Origin of the sequence: Stenotrophomonas sp. TWI819, assembly GCF_039673075.1 — a bacterium.
Taxonomy (GTDB): Bacteria; Pseudomonadota; Gammaproteobacteria; order Xanthomonadales; family Xanthomonadaceae; genus Stenotrophomonas; species Stenotrophomonas rhizophila_B.
Window position 1 is genome coordinate 1 of record NZ_JBDJKY010000007.1, and the last position, 15,264, is coordinate 15,264.

Sequence of the window (15,264 nt, forward strand, 5' to 3'; positions counted from 1 at the left end):
GTGGGGGGCGGGTCTCTCTAATGTCTGGCGGGCGGGGCCCCCCCCCCCCCCCCCCCACTACCGGTAGACCATGCGATCCGCACCAATGAAAACGCCCCGGTTTTTCGGGGCGTTTTTCGTTGTGTCCGGTTCGATCGGATCGCGCCGATCAGATCTCGACCGGGCCGACGTCCATGCCGTCGTAGTCTTCCACGCCGTTCGCTTCGGCCAGGGCCTGCAGCTCATGGTTACGGGCATCCAGCGAGGCTTCGGTGTGCACCTCGGCGCGCTCTACGTGCAGCACGTGGTACGGGTCTTCGCCTTCTTCAAGGTCCGGTTCGAACACTTCCACCAGGGTATACCCCAGTTCAACAAGCTTCTCGCCCAGGCCGTGCAGCGGCTCCGGGGTAGTGTTGACGAAGAAGTAGCCCCACAGCATCGGGCCGTTGAGGTCCCAATCGGTGTTTTCACGGATGTTGGCGAACATCTCGTTGATTGCGGTGATATCCATCTTGCTGTCCTGTATGCGTGTTGCGGTGAGCGCCGGCACGTGGCCGACGCTGCGATGGATGTGCTGGGCCGGGCGGCCGCAGGCGTGATGCCGGCGAGCCTACCCGGTTATGGCTTACTTGTCGCAGCCCTGCAGCTTGATGCTCTGGCCCTGCCGGAGCGAATAGGCCGGTGCCTTGAGGCCGTTGGCCCGGGCCAGAGTCGGCACATCGCACTGGAACCTGGCCGCGATCCTGCCCAGCGTCTCGCCTTTGCCGACCTTGTAGCTGCGCGCCGGCTTGGCCTTGGGCTTGGCGGCCGGCACGGCTACCGGCGCGACCGGGGTCACTGCGGGCATGGCCTGCGCCTGTGCGACCGGGACCACACTGCCCACCGCCACGTTGCCGGTGTAGCTGACCGCCGTGGGGCGAACGATCGCCGCATTGAGGTCGGCGGTGATGAGGGTGCGGGCCAGATCGGCGCGCGGGCCGCTGACGCAGAACCGGTTGTACAGGCCGGCGATGCGGGTGGTCGCGTTGATGGTGGTGCCGGCCGGAATCCAGCCGTCGGCCTCATAGCGCGGGTTGAGGTTGCGCAGCGCGCGCATGTAGCCGTCACGGGTACCGGCGCTGCCCAGGCAGATGGTCAGCTCGTAGATCGTGGTCGATTTGGCCAGGCGGATGGTGGCCGGCTGCGCGCTGATCTTCGGGAACTCCACGCCGTACTGCTGCGGATGCAGATAGATCCACGCCGCGGCGATCACCATCGGCACGTAGTCCTTGGTCTCGCCCGGGAACTGGTTGTAGACGCTGTCGGTCCAGAAGCCCTGCCCCGGGTACTGGCGGAACACGCGGATGGCGCGGCCTTCACCGCCGTTGTAACCGGCCAGCGACAGTTCGACGCTGTTGTTGAGCTCACGCATGCGTTCGTTGAGGTAGGTCGCGCTGGCCTCGGCCGCGCTGCGGGCATCGAAGCGCGTATCAAAGCCGGTGCCGTCCGGGCCGAGACCAAAGCGACGCCCGGTGGCGGGCATGAACTGCATCAGCCCGGCGGCGCCGGCACGCGAGGAGGCGTGCACGCGGCCGTTGGATTCCTTGGCCATGATCCCGAACAGCAGCGCCTCGGGCAGGCCGCGCTTTTCCCACTCCGGCCACATCACCGCACGCAGGTTCTGGTAATTCTCGTAACTGGTGAGCAGCGCCGGACGCATGTCGGTCAGCCAGCGGCGGATGCCGGCCTGCACGGCCGGGTTGTACTCGACCATGGTGTCGAAGGCGTGCCGCTTGTCATTGAGCAGCGCGGCGGCACGGGCGGCTTCGGGCACATCGGCGGCCAGCGGGCCGACATGGTCCGGGTCGGCCTCCAGCAGGGTGCCGTCGGCGATGGCCGTGCCGTCCTCGCTGTCCTGCTGGCTGTCGGCGTTGCTCTTGAGCAGGCGCTTGTAGGTCGGCAGCAGATTGCTGACCAGACAGCCCTTCTGGGCCACACAGGCGCTGATCACATCCTCCATGTCCTCCAGCGCGGCGTCGGCCTCGTTGGTGCCCTTGGGGTCGGCATTGTTCACCAGCACCAGCGCCGCGTTGTAGCGCTTCTCGGCGGCTGTCATGCGCTGGTCGAGCGCCTCCACCTTGGCCTTGTCGCGGGCGGAGACGCGCTGGGCATGGGCCTCGGGGACGATCGACAGCATCGCGGCAACGGCCAACAGCGGCCAACCACGGACAAGCAAGACAGGAACGGGCATTTTTGGCACTGTGTGCGAACGATGGGGCAGAGTAGCCGCGCCGCTTGCATCGGGGCAACCCGTCTGCCGGCCAGCCCATGCCGACGTTTAGAATCCCGCCTATTCACACTGCGAGTTGACCATGGATCCGATTCTGCTCGGCAAAGGCATCACCGACGACATCCCCGTGACCCTGTTGCCGCGGCTGGGCAACCGCCACGGCCTGGTGGCCGGCGCGACCGGCACCGGCAAGACCGTCACCCTGATGACGCTGGCCGAAGGCTTCTCGCGGATCGGCGTACCGGTGTTCCTGGCCGATGTGAAGGGTGACGTGTCCGGCCTGGCCGTGCCCGGTGCCGGCACCGACGCCCTGCAGCAGCGCGCGACCGACCTCGGCGTGACCGACTACGCGCCCGCTGCCAGCCCGACCGTGTTCTGGGATCTGTACGGCAAGCTCGGCCACCCGGTACGCACCACGGTCAGTGAAATGGGCCCGACCCTGCTGGCCCGCATCCTGGAACTCAACGACACCCAGGCCGGTGTGCTGGACATCGTGTTCAAGCTCGCCGACGACCGCGGCCTGCTGCTGCTTGATCTGGATGATCTGCGCGCCCTGCTCGGCCTGGTCGCCGAGGAGCGCAAGGACATCTCCACCGAATACGGCCTGGTCAGCGCGCAGACGGTGGCGGCGATCCAGCGTTCGCTGCTGCGCTTGTCACAGGACGGCGGCGAAGCGTTCTTCGGCGAGCCTGCGCTGGAGCTGGCCGACCTCATGCGCGTCAACCACGATGGCCGCGGCGTGATCGGCATCCTCGCCGCCGACCAGCTGGTGCTCAAGCCGCGGCTGTATTCGACCTTCCTGCTGTGGCTGCTCTCGGAGCTGTTCGAAACGCTGCCGGAAGTGGGCGATCTGGAGAAGCCGAAGCTGGTCTTCATCTTCGATGAGGCGCACCTGCTGTTCGACGACGCACCGCCGGCGCTGGCGCAGCGCATCGAGCAGGTGGTCCGGCTGATCCGCTCCAAGGGCGTGGGCGTGTACTTCTGCTCGCAGTTCCCGGATGACGTGCCGGCCAACATTCTCGGCCAGCTCGGCAACCGCGTGCAGCACGCGCTGCGTGCGTTCACCCCGCGCGACCAGAAAGCGGTGAAGGTCGCGGCCGAAACCTTCGTGCCCAATCCCAAACTCGACGTGGCTGCGACGCTGGCCAAGCTGGGTACCGGCGAAGCGCTGGTATCCACGCTGCAGGACAAGGGCATTCCCTCGCCCGTGCAGCAGACCCAGATCGCGCCGCCGCGCTGCCGGATGGCCGCCATCACCGCGGCCGAACGTGCGCAGGTGCGCGCCGGCAGCCCGGTGGGCACCCGTTACGACACCGCGATCAACCGCGAATCGGCAGCCGAACTGTTGGCGCAGCGTGCGCAGAAGACCGTCGAGCAGACCGATGCACCGAAAGCCCGGACACGCCAGCAGGATGAGGCGCAGGAAGGTGGCTTCGGCCAGAGCATCAAGGATGCGATCTTCGGCACCAAGCGCCGCCAGGGCATGATCGAAACCATGGCCAAGCAGACCACGCGCACCGTCGGCACCAAGCTGGGCAACCAGATCGTGCGCGGCCTGCTCGGCGGTATTTTCGGCGGAAAGCGCTGATACTTCGTGTCGCGCCCTGTGGCGCGGCACCTTTTGACGAGCACAAGCAGACCTGATGTCGCGTTGGCGTCCCCCCGCGGAAAAAAGCACGGCCCTGATCACCGCACAGGGCCACCAGCGGCTGAAGACCGAGCTGGACGAACTGTGGCGGCACAAGCGCCCCGAAGTGGTGAAGGCACTGGCGGCCGCCGCAGCGGAAGGCGACCGCTCAGAGAATGCCGAGTACACCTACCGCAAGAAGCAGCTGGGCGAGATCGACCGGCGCGTGCGCTATCTGACCAAACGGCTGGAAGCACTGCGCATTGTCGATACCGCGCCGACCGATCCGAACGCGGTGTTCTTCGGCGCGACGATCGAGCTGGAGAACGTCGACTCGGGCGACATCCACGTATATCGCATCGTCGGCCCGGACGAGACCGATGCCGGTGCGGGCTGGATCAGCATCGATTCGCCGTTGGCCCGCGCTCTGCTGAAGAAGCGGGTGGACGATGAGTTCGAGGTGGAGCTGCCCAGCGGCCGCCATGGGTTCGCGATCCTGTCGGTGGCATACCCGGGCTGAAAGGGTGTGCATCCACGCATGGCGTGGATCTACACGTGACGCCAGCAACCAGCGGGGGTAGAGCAGCCGCCGCATCACCCCAGCGCTGCGGGATACACACGGCCTTCGCGCAACGGGCGGAAGTAGTCGGCCCGCGCATGGAAGGCCGCCTCCTGCCGCGCGCGCCACCCGGGTATCCCCGCCAGCGGCAACGGCCGCAGTTCCAGAGGATCATTGAGCAGCACACCGTCCGCGATGGCCTGCGCGACCGCCGCAACCGCGGTGGCATCGTCATCGCCCTGCACCGCCACGCACTTGCCGACCAGCAGGCGCTCCGGCACCAAGGCCTGCTCCAGCAACGCATGCCCGATCACCGCCGCGACGGCGATGTCGCCACGTCGCCACTGCCCTGCCCCGTTCACAAACAGCGCACCCCAATCGTGCTGATCCCACGCGCGCAGCAGCGCCGGTTCGCGCACGCGCACGATCACGCCGCTCTCGTCAAATTGGGTCAACGCCGCCTGCGCGCGGTTGCGCTGCCCTGGCGCCATCGCCGCGATGTGCCGGCACTGCTGCCCGTTGAGCGCGCGCTTGATGTCGGGGTATCGCACCCAGATCAGGGCGTTGAACAGGTCGTGCCAGTTGTCCGCACGCGTGGCGATCTGGCCGCGCTCGGCAATGCGGGTTTCATAGTGCAGGCCGTCGGCCAGCAGCATCTCGTTCTGCTCCGCCAGATGCGTGTCCGGCAGCGCGAGGCGCGCATCGAGCGATGCAATGGTGGGCCAGCTCGGCGCCAGCATCAGGTCCTGGAACCCGCCCAACCCCGCGTAGATCGGCTGCGCGAAGCAGGCCGCATCCACCGCCTCGCGCGGCGGTGCGACGAAACGGCGACGACCGCCGATATCGGCAGCCGTCGCCACTACGATCACAGCACCTGCAGATCGAACGGCTTGCGCGCTTCTGCCGCGATGATCGCGTCACCGAACAGGTCGTGATCGTCGCTCTCGGTGATCTCGACATCGACGAACTGACCGACACGCAGCTTGGCGTCATCGGCGTTCTGGATATGCACCAGGCCGTCGATCTCCGGCGCATCGGCCTTCGAACGTGCCACCGCGATACCGTCTTCGATGGCATCGACCAGGCACTGCTGCACGGTGCCGATCTTGGCTTCCAGGCGCGCGGCGGAGATCTCCGCCTGGCGTTCCATGAAGCGTGCCAGGCGTTCCTGCTTCACTTCTTCGGGCACCGCACCGGGCAGATCGTTGGCGGTCGCGCCGGTGACCGGCGAGTAGGCGAACGCGCCGACGCGGTCCAACTGCGCTTCGACCAGGAAGCTGAGCAGCTCCTCGAACTCGGCATCGGTCTCACCCGGGAAGCCGACGATGAAGGTCGAGCGCACGGTGATGTCCGGGCAGAGCTGGCGCCAGCGCTGCACGCGCTCCAGGGTCTTGTCGACCGCGCCCGGGCGCTTCATCAGCTTGAGGATGCGCGGGCTGGCGTGCTGGAACGGGATATCCAGGTACGGCAGGATCCGGTTTTCGGCCATCAGCGGCACGATCTCGTCCACGTGAGGGTACGGGTACACGTAGTGCATGCGGGTCCACGCATCCAGCTCGGACAGGCCTTCGCACAGCGCCTTCAAGCGGGTCTGGTAGGCCTTGTCGCGCCACATGCGCTCGGCGTACTTCACATCCACGCCATAGGCCGAGGTGTCCTGGGAGACCACCAGCAGTTCCTTGACGCCACCACGCACCAGCCGCTCGGCTTCGCGCAGCACCTCATCGACCGGGCGCGAGACCAGCTTGCCACGCATCGAGGGAATGATGCAGAAGCTGCACTTGTGATTGCAGCCTTCGGAAATTTTCAGATAGGCGTAGTGGCGCGGGGTCAGCTTGATGCCGTAGTCGGGCACCAGATCCACGAAGGGATCGTGCTTGGGCGGCAGCGCAGCGTGGACGGCCTCCATCACGCTCATATAGTCCTGCGGGCCGGAGACCGCCAACACGTTCGGGTAGGCCTCGCGGATCTGCTCCGGGCGCTTGCCCAGGCAGCCGGTGACGATCACCTTGCCGTTGGCGTTCATCGCCTCGCCGATCGCGTCCAGCGACTCGGTCACGGCCGAATCGATGAAGCCACAGGTGTTGACCACCACCACGTCGGCCGAATCGTAGGAGGGAACGATGTCGTAGCCCTCGGACCGCAGCTGGGTGAGGATGCGCTCGGAATCGACAAGGGCCTTCGGGCAGCCAAGGCTGACGAAGCCGACTTTGGGGTTCAGCTGGGACATGGATCGCAAGGACTCTGGGGGCCTGGGCCCATGCCGGAATGGCGTGGGGACCTGGGGCCGGAAACGGCGGCAAGTATACCGGCGTTCAGCCCGCGCCCCTGAACCGGATCGGATTGATCCCGCCAGACCCGGCATGCCCGCTGACATCGCCCTAACCCGCGCGGGGCCGATAATGAATGCCTGAACCAACGGGAGTCTCGCACCATGGGTGAGTGGATCACACTCGATACGCATTACGGACCGGTCCGCGCCTGGCAGGCGACGCCGGAAGGCAAACCGCGCGGGGGTCTGGTGGTGATCCAGGAGATCTTCGGCGCCAACGCGCACATCCGCGCGGTGGCCGACGATTACGCCGCCAAGGGCTATGCGGTGCTGGCCCCCTCGTTCTTCGATCTGGCCGAATCGACCCCGGACAGCACCGAACCGCCGGAACTGCCTTACGACAGCGATGGCGTGGCCGCCGGCCTGGCCATGGTCGACGAGCTCGGGGTCGAAAAGGCGCTGGAGATCGTGCGGGCCGCCGCCTCGAGATTGGCCCCGGCCGGCAAGGTCGGCACCGTCGGCTACTGCTGGGGCGGCAGCATCGCCCTGCTTTCTGCCCTGCGCCTGGGCCTGCCCTCGGTAAGCTACTACGGCGCCCGCAACGTGAAATACCTGGACGAGACGCCCAAAGCGCCGGTTATGTTCCACTTCGGCGCGCAGGACAAGAGCATCCCGCCGGAGGCGATCAAGGCCCACCGCGAGAAGCTCCCGCAGATGGCCACCTTCGTCTACCCGGCCGATCACGCCTTCAACCGCAGCGTCGGACATGCGTATGATCCAGACAGCGCCCACCTGGCGCTGGAACGCACCCTGGACTTCTTTGCGGAGCATCTTGGATGAGCGAGTTCGAACTGGATTCACGCCTGGCCACCGACAGCGTACTGGTCGCAGAAGGGCCGTTATCGCAAGTGCGATTGATGAACGATGAAAGGTATCCCTGGCTGATCCTGGTCCCGCGCCTGAGTGGCGTGACCGAGTGGATCGAGCTGGACGGTGACCAGCAGGACAAGCTGCGCACCGAATTGAACCGGGCATGCAAGGCGCTCAAAGGCACCGATGGGGTCGAGAAGATCAACATCGGCTCGCTGGGCAACATCGTGCGCCAGCTGCATTTCCATGTGATCGGGCGCCATGTCGGCGATCCGGCATGGCCGGGCCCCGTCTGGGGCCAGGGGCAGGCGCACCGTTTTGATCCGGAGGTGTTGGCCGAGCGTGTCGCACACTGGAAGGAACGGCTAGGATATTCGCCCCAGCCCTAGCGGACCCTGCCCCTGATGCGTTCCAACCTTGTCGCTGCCATCGTCCTGATCCTCGTCGGCCTGTTCCTGCTGGCCAGCAACCTGGGCTGGACCAACATGAACATGGGGAAGCTGATCCTCACCTGGTGGCCGGTCGTGCTGGTGGCCGTTGGCATCGGGTTGCTGTTCGGCCGCGGCAAATAACGCCTGCCGGGAAGATGGAAACGAAAAAAGCGCGGAGCGATCCGCGCTTTTCTCTTGTGTGCTGTCTGGTGCCGGCCAGCGGCCGGCACTACTGGTAGGTGGGCTGGCACTACCGGTAGGTTTGCCGGCACCACCGGGACGTGGGATCAGGTACGCGGCAGGGTGACGCCGGTCTGGCCCTGGTACTTGCCACCGCGATCCTTGTACGAGGTCTCGCAGATATCGTCCTTGTCGGCCTGGAAGAACAGCATCTGTGCCACGCCTTCGTTGGCGTAGATACGCGCCGGCAGCGGCGTAGTGTTGCTGAATTCCAGGGTGACGTGGCCTTCCCACTCCGGCTCCAGCGGGGTCACGTTGACGATGATGCCGCAGCGCGCGTAGGTGCTCTTGCCCAGGCACACCACCAGGGTGTCGCGCGGGATGCGGAAGTACTCCACGGTGCGCGCCAGCGCGAAGCTGTTGGGCGGGATGATGCACTCATCACCGACGATATCCACGAAGCTGCCCGGATCGAAGTGCTTGGGGTCCACGATGGTGGAGTTGATGTTGGTGAACACCTTGAACTCGCGCGAGCAACGCACGTCGTAGCCGTAGCTGGAGGTGCCATAGCTGACGATGCGCTGGCCGTTGGCCTGCTTGACCTGGCCGGCTTCGAACGGCTCGATCATGCCCTGCTGCTCGGCCATCTGACGGATCCAGCGGTCACTCTTGATGCTCATGTAAGGGGGTCCTGGGCTGCGCCGGTTCGGGCCCGCCATTATGCCGCAGCCCCCCTGCCCCGGCACGCGTAGGCGGGGCCGCTGCGGCGACCGCCCCGGCTCAGATCAGCGAGGACAGGATCGGAATGCTGGCCCGCGGGCGCTTGGCCACTTCCTCGATCAGGCGCTCCGCGGCGCGCAGATAGGCCTGGGCCGCCAGGGATTCCGGCGCGGCGGCGGTGATCGGCGTACCGGCATCGCCCTGCTCGCGGATGCCGATTTCCAGCGGCAGCGACCCCAGCAGCGGCACGCCGTACTGCGCGGCCATGCGCTCGCCGCCGCCTTCGCCGAACAGATGCTCGACCTGGCCGCAGTTGCTGCAGGTGTGCACGGCCATGTTCTCGACGATGCCCAGCACCGGCACCTCCACCTTCTCGAACATCTTCAGCGCCTTCTTCGCATCCAGCGTGGCGATGTCCTGCGGTGTGGTGACGATCACCGCACCGGCCAGCGGAATCTTCTGGGTCAGGGTCAGCTGGATGTCGCCGGTGCCCGGCGGCAGATCGATCAGCAGGTAGTCCAGGTCGTCCCACAGGGTGTCGTTGAAGAACTGCGTCATCGCCGAGGTCGCCATCGGACCGCGCCAGATCATCGGCGTCTCGTCCTCGATCAGGTAACCGATCGACATGGTCTCCACCCCGAACGCACGCATCGGCTCGATCGACTTGTTGTCCGGGCTTTCCGGACGGCCACTCAGGCCGAGCATGGCCGGCACGCTGGGGCCATAGATATCAGCGTCCAACAGACCCACGCGTGCGCCGAGCTTGGCCAGCGCGACCGCAAGGTTGACCGCCGTGGTGGACTTGCCGACGCCGCCTTTGCCCGAGCCCACCGCGATCACGTTGCGGACGCGCGGATGCGGTGACAACCCCTTCTGCACTTGGCTGGCGTGGGGGCGACGCGTCTGGCTGGTACTCACTGCGGGTGCTCCGTGAAAAAGGGACGGCCGGGAGATGATACGCGGGCCGGGGCCTGTTCATCCGTTTGCAACACTCCCCAGGTCCACGGCGTCCGGCCTGCCCCCAAAGAACGTTGACTCACACTCACGCATCGTTCATCTTCGCCACATCATTGCAATGGACGCCTTACATGCGCAACAACCGTACGCTGCGTTTCAGCGCCGCCGTGTCGCTGCTCGCCCTCTCTGTCTCAGTCGCGACAGCTTCCCCGCTGCCGGTCGGTGATTTTTCAAAAATCCCGGCCATTCAGTCGGTCACCATGAGCGCTGATGGCAAGCAACTGGTGGCCATCATCGCCGCTCCGGGCAGCAATAACGGCGATACCGCGCTAGCCAATTGGGATATGGACAAGCTCGATGCCGGGCCGGTGGCAATCACTCCCTCCGGAGACCGAATGAAATTCGTTGCTGCCAGTGCGCTGAAAGCTGGCAAGAATCTGGTACTGAGCCGGCAGGAACTCACCGCGCAGCTTGCCGGCTGCGGCGAGGGGAACTCAATCGGCTCCACCAAGACCTTCCTGACCAAGGCATATCTGACCGACGCCAGCCAGGTCAAGTTCGACGAGGCCTTCGCCGACAACACCCGCAAGCTGGGCATCAGTGAGCAGACCCAGCGCTGCCTGGAAATCGCCGGCTCCGCCTCGCTGGTACATGCACTGCCCCTGGACCCGGACAAGGTCGTCATTTCCCAGGTAAACCAGACCACCCTGTCGGCCAACTATTACCTGTTCAACCTGCGCACCGGCAAGACCGAGCTACTGTTCCGCGGCGGCGCACGATCCTCGCCTGGCCTGTTCAATCCACGCGATGGTGAATTACTGACCCGCGTGCAGATCGAGCCGGCTGGCACCAATGAGTATGAGCAGCAGATCCTGATCAAGAACCCAACCTCAGGGCAGTTCGAGAAGCACGATCCACTGACCACCAAGCTGACCGATCGTTACACCATGGATGTCATCGGCATCGACGAAGCGTCGAGGAAGCTGTACATCCTGACCGACCGGTTTTCCCCTCAGGTACAGGCGCGGTTGTACGACCCCTCCACTCGCAAGTTCGATCCGGAGCCGCTGGCCGCGCATCCCACCTATCCGATCGGAGGCTTGGTGCTGGGCACTCGCCCAAGCAACTTCAACCAGGTACTTGGCTTCCATGTGGACGGCCCAACGCGGGAAACGATCTACGTCGACCCACAGATGAAAGCGCTGCAGGATGGACTGAAGCAGGCGTACCCCGGCCTGGATGTCACCATCACCGGCTACAACGACGATCTCTCGCGCGTGCTGTTCACCACCGAAAGTGCGCAGTCGCCAGTCAGCTATTACGTACTACGCGACCATAAGAGCGTGACCACGCTTGGCAGCGAACGGCCGTGGGTCGATGGCAAGCAGATCGGCGAGCAGCGCTGGGTGACCTACACCGCACGTGATGGCCGCAAGATTCCTGCCATCATCGACCTACCGGTCGGCTGGAAAGAAGGCAGCACCGCGCTGCCCACGCTGGTGCATCCGCACGGCGGGCCGTGGGCGCGCGATTACACCGGCTGGGACCGCTCGGGATGGGTGCCCTATTTCACTTCGCGCGGCTATGCGGTGATCCGTCCGCAATACCGCGGCTCGACCGGTTTCGGCCGTGAGCACTGGATTGCCGGTGACCGCGAGTGGGGCCAGAAGATGCAGGACGACAACGACGACGCTGCAGCGTACATGGTGGAGCAAGGCATCGCGGCGAAGGAGCGCATTGCGATCTTCGGCTACTCATACGGAGGATTCGCCGCAGCAGCGGCTACCGTGCGCAGCCCCTCGCCGTACCAATGTGCGATCGCCGGTGCACCGGTGACCGACCTGGCGCGGCTGGGCGTTTCCTGGAGCGAGAACCGCCTGCAGCGGATCCTGCAAGGCCAGACAGTGAAGGGCATGGATCCCATGCAGAACACTGCGAAAGCCACCATCCCCGTGCTCCTGTACGTAGGCGACCGCGATGTCCGCACGCCGTCCTTCCACGCGCGCAGCTTCTATAACGCGGTACAGGGCAAAGTGCCTGCCAAGTTCGAGCTGATCGCGGACATGCCGCACAGCATGCCCTGGTATCCCAGCCACTATGAGAAAACGTTGCCGCTGATGTCCGACTTCCTGGCCAAGGACTGTGGCCCGGGCGGCCTATAACTTTCATCTGGCAGCAACATCGAAAGATCAAGAGCTCCGGCGGCACCTCGCCGGAGCTTTTTTTGTCCGTGAAGCTGAATTGGTGATTACGACACTGTGATGAAAATGTTAGAACATTTACGTTGCATTTAACTAAATCCGCACATAGACTCGGTTAACCGGAGCATAACAACTGGGAAGTCAACGCAATGCGCAAAGCCAATCGCCACCTCTCGCCAAGCCGTGTCCCTCTGACCCTCGCCGTGCTGGCCTGCCTCAGCGCCACCCCTGCTTTCGCGCAGGAGAGCAATCAGAGCAACACGCCTACGTCAACGGCCGCCACCTCTCAGCCGACGACCCGGGATCTGGACAGAGTTTCTGTCACCGGCTCTCTGATCCGCCGTGCGGATTACGAGACCTCCTCCCCCGTGTTCACCATCGACACTGAGAAGAATGCCGCTCAGGGCCAGGTGAACGTTGGCGAATTCCTGCAGCGCTCGGCCATCGGCGCGGCGGAAACGCAGATCACCCACCAGTTCGGCGGCTTCGTCGTCGACGGCGGAACGGGCGTACAGACGTTCTCGCTGCGCGGCCTCGGCGCGAACCGTACCCTGGTGCTGCTCGACGGCCAGCGTCCTGGTCCGGCCGGCACCCGCGGCGCCGTCGGCGCCTTCGATCTGAACGTGATCCCGACCGCTGTGCTGCAGCGCGCCGAGATCGTGAAGGACGGCTCGTCCTCGATCTACGGTTCCGACGCCGTCGCCGGCGTGGTCAACCTGATCACCAAGAAGAATTTCGATCGTCCGGAACTGACCGTGACCTCGCGCATCCCGACCCAGGGTGGCGGTGAAGTGTTCGCCGCGTCGCTGGCCAATGGCTGGAACTTCGAAACCGGCAGCGTCGTCGCTGCGGTCGAATGGTACCGCCACAACGAGCTGACCCGCGGTGACCGCGATTACCTGAAGTGCGGCGAAGACCTGATCAAGGATGCCGACGGCAACCGTATTGATCGCCAGGATCGTTCGATCAACGCCGGCACCCCGCTGGCGAACTGCAACAACATGCTGCACAACGTCATCGACGAATACGATTCGCCGATCCGCTACGTGCCTTCTGCCGATGGCAGCACGGTCGGCCCGTTCGCCGGTTATCGCCCGCGTGCCAACCAGACCTATGCCGGTGGCAACCCGGTTGCGTTCTACCAGGAACCGCTGAACTTCTCGCGTTGGGGCGAGAGCCACATCATGAACCGCCAGGAGCGCAAGTCGGCTTACCTGGCCACCGATTTCGGCTTCGATTCGTTCAACTGGAAGACCCAGTTCCTCTACAACAATCGCACCACTGACAACTTCCAGTGGCGCCAGTTCTTCCCGACCGTGGAAGCGCCGGGCACCACCAACGGCTACGCCCAGCCGGTCCTGCCGTTCAAGTCGCAGTCGCACACGGAAGTCGACTACTTCTACGGCGCCACCAAGTTCGACGGCCTGTTCAAGGGCACCGATACGTGGGGCTGGGAAGTCAACGGCAACTACAGCCGTTCCAGTGGCAAGTACAACACCCTGGGCATCAAGAACTCGATCACCGGTGACCTGCTCACTGAAGGCGCGGGCGAAACGCCGGCAGCCAACTACTTCGACCCGGGCTACCTGAGCGGTGCCAAGGTTGATGAGCTGGTCGACATTCTGGGTGTGTGGGCCCCGGGCAAGACCACCTACGACCAGTACAGCATCAATGCAGTGTTCACTGGCGAGCTGTTCAACCTGCCGGCAGGTGCCGTGGGTACGGCGATCGGCTTTGAGTACCGCAACTACAAGATCAACGATCAGCCGGGCGTTGAGTACAAGGATCTGTGGGGCGCATCCACCGCTGACCAGACCAAGGGCGAAGACAAGGTCAAGGAAGCCTTCGTCGAGTTCGACATTCCGCTGCTGAAGGGCATCACCGGCATCGAATCGCTGAGCGCCAACGCCTCCGGCCGTATCTTCGAATACGACTCGGTCGATGGCAGCGATTCCGTCTGGAAGCTGGGCCTGAACTGGCAGATCAACTCCGCCCTCCGTGTGCGCGGGACCTTGGGCACGTCGTATCGCGCACCGGGCCTTTATGAGCTGTATCTGGGCAACCAGACCGGCTTCCAGGCTCAGACGTCGATCGATCCATGCATCCGCTGGGGCGAAAGCAGCAACACCAACCTGCAGACCAACTGCGGCGCGGCAGGCATTCCGTCGGATTACACCGGTGCAGGCTCCAGCGCCACGGTGTTCACCAGCGGCGGCGCGGGCAACCTCTCGCCGGAGACCTCGCGGGCCAAGAGTGCGGGTATTGTGTTCACGCCGTCGTTCACCGACCTGAGCATTGCGATCGACTATTTCGACTACAAGGTCAATGGTCAGATCACCGCGCTGGGATCGGCCGATATCGTGGATGGTTGCTACGCCTCCGCCAGCTACCCGAACCGCTACTGCGAACTGCTGGTGCGCAACCCGACCACCGGTCCGGATGCCAACTCGATCCGCGAAATCTACGCCCAGTACCTCAACATCAACCAGCAGCGCACGCGTGGCTGGGACCTGACGGCTAACTGGGAGCGCGAGTTCGGCTTCGGTACGGTAGCAATCGACACCCAGGTCACCTACACCATCGAGGACGTGGCACAGATCTTCGACACGGCCGAGGCCAGTGGCCTGGCAGATTCGGATCAGCTGGGCTACATCGGCCGACCGGACATCGTGGCCAATCTGGGCCTGACCCTGACCCGCGGTGACTGGAGCTACAACTGGCTGACCCAGTACATCGGTTCGACCGAGAACAAGGATCTGAACAATGTGTTCACCTACCAAGGTCGTCCGAATTCCTACCGCGACCTGACTGCCGATGCTCGCCTGTACCACACCGCCTCGGTGAGCTACGAGCAGTCGGACTGGGAAATCCTGGTGGGCGTGTCCAACGTGTTCAACACCAAGCCCGCGCTGATTTCCACCGGCGCCGGTACGCGCTACGGCAACACGGCTGCCTTCGCCACTCAGTACGATCTTTACGGCCGCACCCCGTACGTGCGTCTGAAGTACAAGTTCTGATAGGCATCGCAGTGTGACACCTGAAGGAGGCGACCCCCGGTCGCCTCCTTTTTTCATGGGCGCAAGTCAAGCGGAGTACGTCGCCGCTTTGCCGACCCTGTCCATCGGTCCACTTGCGTCCCAACATGACCTTCGACACCCTTGCGGGCAGGGTTGGAGGCGTATCGTCCGCCCTACGGCCC

Annotated in this window: 13 protein-coding genes; 7 read left to right on the plus strand and 6 right to left on the minus strand. The window is 64.7% G+C overall.

Annotated features, from left to right (window positions below; translation table 11 throughout):
- Positions 1 to 148 precede the first annotated feature (148 nt).
- Positions 149 to 490 carry a ribonuclease E inhibitor RraB gene (locus tag ABE463_RS11015; RefSeq protein WP_121038480.1) on the minus strand — a complete coding sequence of 114 codons (342 nt, stop codon included), beginning with the start codon at positions 488 to 490 and terminating at the stop codon, positions 149 to 151.
- Between the two features lie 114 nt (positions 491 to 604).
- Positions 605 to 2,209, minus strand: coding sequence for a transglycosylase SLT domain-containing protein (locus ABE463_RS11020; RefSeq protein WP_346468194.1), 1,605 nt, complete (start codon positions 2,207 to 2,209; stop codon positions 605 to 607).
- 121 nt (positions 2,210 to 2,330) lie between these two features.
- On the opposite strand from ABE463_RS11020, the gene ABE463_RS11025 reads away from it, so the two are divergent.
- Positions 2,331 to 3,836: a helicase HerA-like domain-containing protein gene (locus tag ABE463_RS11025; RefSeq protein ID WP_346468195.1), complete on the plus strand. Its 1,506-nt coding sequence runs from the start codon at positions 2,331 to 2,333 to the stop codon at positions 3,834 to 3,836.
- 55 nt (positions 3,837 to 3,891) lie between these two features.
- Entirely contained in the window at positions 3,892 to 4,395 is a 504-nt protein-coding gene (gene greB, locus ABE463_RS11030; protein ID WP_121038490.1) for a transcription elongation factor GreB, read from the plus strand.
- Between the two features lie 74 nt (positions 4,396 to 4,469).
- On the opposite strand, the gene ABE463_RS11035 is transcribed toward greB, so the two are convergent.
- Together ABE463_RS11035 and rimO are read right to left on the minus strand one after the other, a co-directional pair.
- On the minus strand, positions 4,470 to 5,294 hold the full coding sequence (locus tag ABE463_RS11035; protein ID WP_346468196.1) for a DUF3025 domain-containing protein: 825 nt from the start codon (positions 5,292 to 5,294) through the stop codon (positions 4,470 to 4,472).
- A 5-nt stretch (positions 5,295 to 5,299) separates the two neighbouring features.
- Positions 5,300 to 6,664 (minus strand): 30S ribosomal protein S12 methylthiotransferase RimO, encoded by a 1,365-nt coding sequence (gene rimO / locus ABE463_RS11040; RefSeq protein ID WP_346468197.1) that lies wholly within the window; start codon positions 6,662 to 6,664, stop codon positions 5,300 to 5,302.
- A gap of 204 nt (positions 6,665 to 6,868) precedes the next feature.
- Here rimO and ABE463_RS11045 point away from each other — a divergent pair, with 204 nt between their 5' ends.
- From ABE463_RS11045 to ABE463_RS11055, 3 genes are read left to right on the plus strand one after another with little or no spacing between them, the layout of a single operon-like run.
- Entirely contained in the window at positions 6,869 to 7,546 is a 678-nt protein-coding gene (locus ABE463_RS11045; protein ID WP_346468198.1) for a dienelactone hydrolase family protein, read from the plus strand.
- The gene (locus ABE463_RS11050) at positions 7,543 to 7,965 is read left to right on the plus strand and encodes an HIT family protein (RefSeq protein ID WP_346468199.1); all 423 of its coding nucleotides are present in this window, start codon (positions 7,543 to 7,545) and stop codon (positions 7,963 to 7,965) included. Before ABE463_RS11045 ends, ABE463_RS11050 begins: the two co-directional genes overlap by 4 nt.
- 15 nt (positions 7,966 to 7,980) lie before the next feature.
- Positions 7,981 to 8,148, plus strand: a complete 168-nt coding sequence (locus tag ABE463_RS11055; protein ID WP_019182647.1) for a DUF5668 domain-containing protein — start codon at positions 7,981 to 7,983, stop codon at positions 8,146 to 8,148.
- Positions 8,149 to 8,294: 146 nt separating this feature from the next.
- Here ABE463_RS11055 and dcd read toward each other — a convergent pair whose 3' ends face one another.
- Positions 8,295 to 8,867: a dCTP deaminase gene (dcd, locus tag ABE463_RS11060; RefSeq protein ID WP_088433273.1), complete on the minus strand. Its 573-nt coding sequence runs from the start codon at positions 8,865 to 8,867 to the stop codon at positions 8,295 to 8,297.
- A gap of 100 nt (positions 8,868 to 8,967) precedes the next feature.
- Positions 8,968 to 9,825 (minus strand): iron-sulfur cluster carrier protein ApbC, encoded by an 858-nt coding sequence (apbC, locus tag ABE463_RS11065; RefSeq protein WP_346468200.1) that lies wholly within the window; start codon positions 9,823 to 9,825, stop codon positions 8,968 to 8,970.
- Between the two features lie 170 nt (positions 9,826 to 9,995).
- Here apbC and ABE463_RS11070 point away from each other — a divergent pair, with 170 nt between their 5' ends.
- On the plus strand, positions 9,996 to 12,026 hold the full coding sequence (locus ABE463_RS11070; RefSeq protein WP_346468201.1) for a prolyl oligopeptidase family serine peptidase: 2,031 nt from the start codon (positions 9,996 to 9,998) through the stop codon (positions 12,024 to 12,026).
- Between the two features lie 188 nt (positions 12,027 to 12,214).
- The gene (locus tag ABE463_RS11075; RefSeq protein WP_346468202.1) at positions 12,215 to 15,082 is read left to right on the plus strand and encodes a TonB-dependent receptor; all 2,868 of its coding nucleotides are present in this window, start codon (positions 12,215 to 12,217) and stop codon (positions 15,080 to 15,082) included.
- Positions 15,083 to 15,264: the final 182 nt, after the last annotated feature.

Coding starts and splice junctions, on each gene's coding strand:
- ABE463_RS11015 (WP_121038480.1), bottom strand. CDS start 490: ATGGATATCACCGCAATCAACGAGATGTTCGCCAACATCCGTGAAAAC.
- ABE463_RS11020 (WP_346468194.1), bottom strand. CDS start 2,209: ATGCCCGTTCCTGTCTTGCTTGTCCGTGGTTGGCCGCTGTTGGCCGTT.
- ABE463_RS11025 (WP_346468195.1), top strand. CDS start 2,331: ATGGATCCGATTCTGCTCGGCAAAGGCATCACCGACGACATCCCCGTG.
- greB (WP_121038490.1), top strand. CDS start 3,892: ATGTCGCGTTGGCGTCCCCCCGCGGAAAAAAGCACGGCCCTGATCACC.
- rimO (WP_346468197.1), bottom strand. CDS start 6,664: ATGTCCCAGCTGAACCCCAAAGTCGGCTTCGTCAGCCTTGGCTGCCCG.
- ABE463_RS11045 (WP_346468198.1), top strand. CDS start 6,869: ATGGGTGAGTGGATCACACTCGATACGCATTACGGACCGGTCCGCGCC.
- ABE463_RS11050 (WP_346468199.1), top strand. CDS start 7,543: ATGAGCGAGTTCGAACTGGATTCACGCCTGGCCACCGACAGCGTACTG.
- ABE463_RS11055 (WP_019182647.1), top strand. CDS start 7,981: ATGCGTTCCAACCTTGTCGCTGCCATCGTCCTGATCCTCGTCGGCCTG.
- dcd (WP_088433273.1), bottom strand. CDS start 8,867: ATGAGCATCAAGAGTGACCGCTGGATCCGTCAGATGGCCGAGCAGCAG.
- ABE463_RS11070 (WP_346468201.1), top strand. CDS start 9,996: ATGCGCAACAACCGTACGCTGCGTTTCAGCGCCGCCGTGTCGCTGCTC.
- ABE463_RS11075 (WP_346468202.1), top strand. CDS start 12,215: ATGCGCAAAGCCAATCGCCACCTCTCGCCAAGCCGTGTCCCTCTGACC.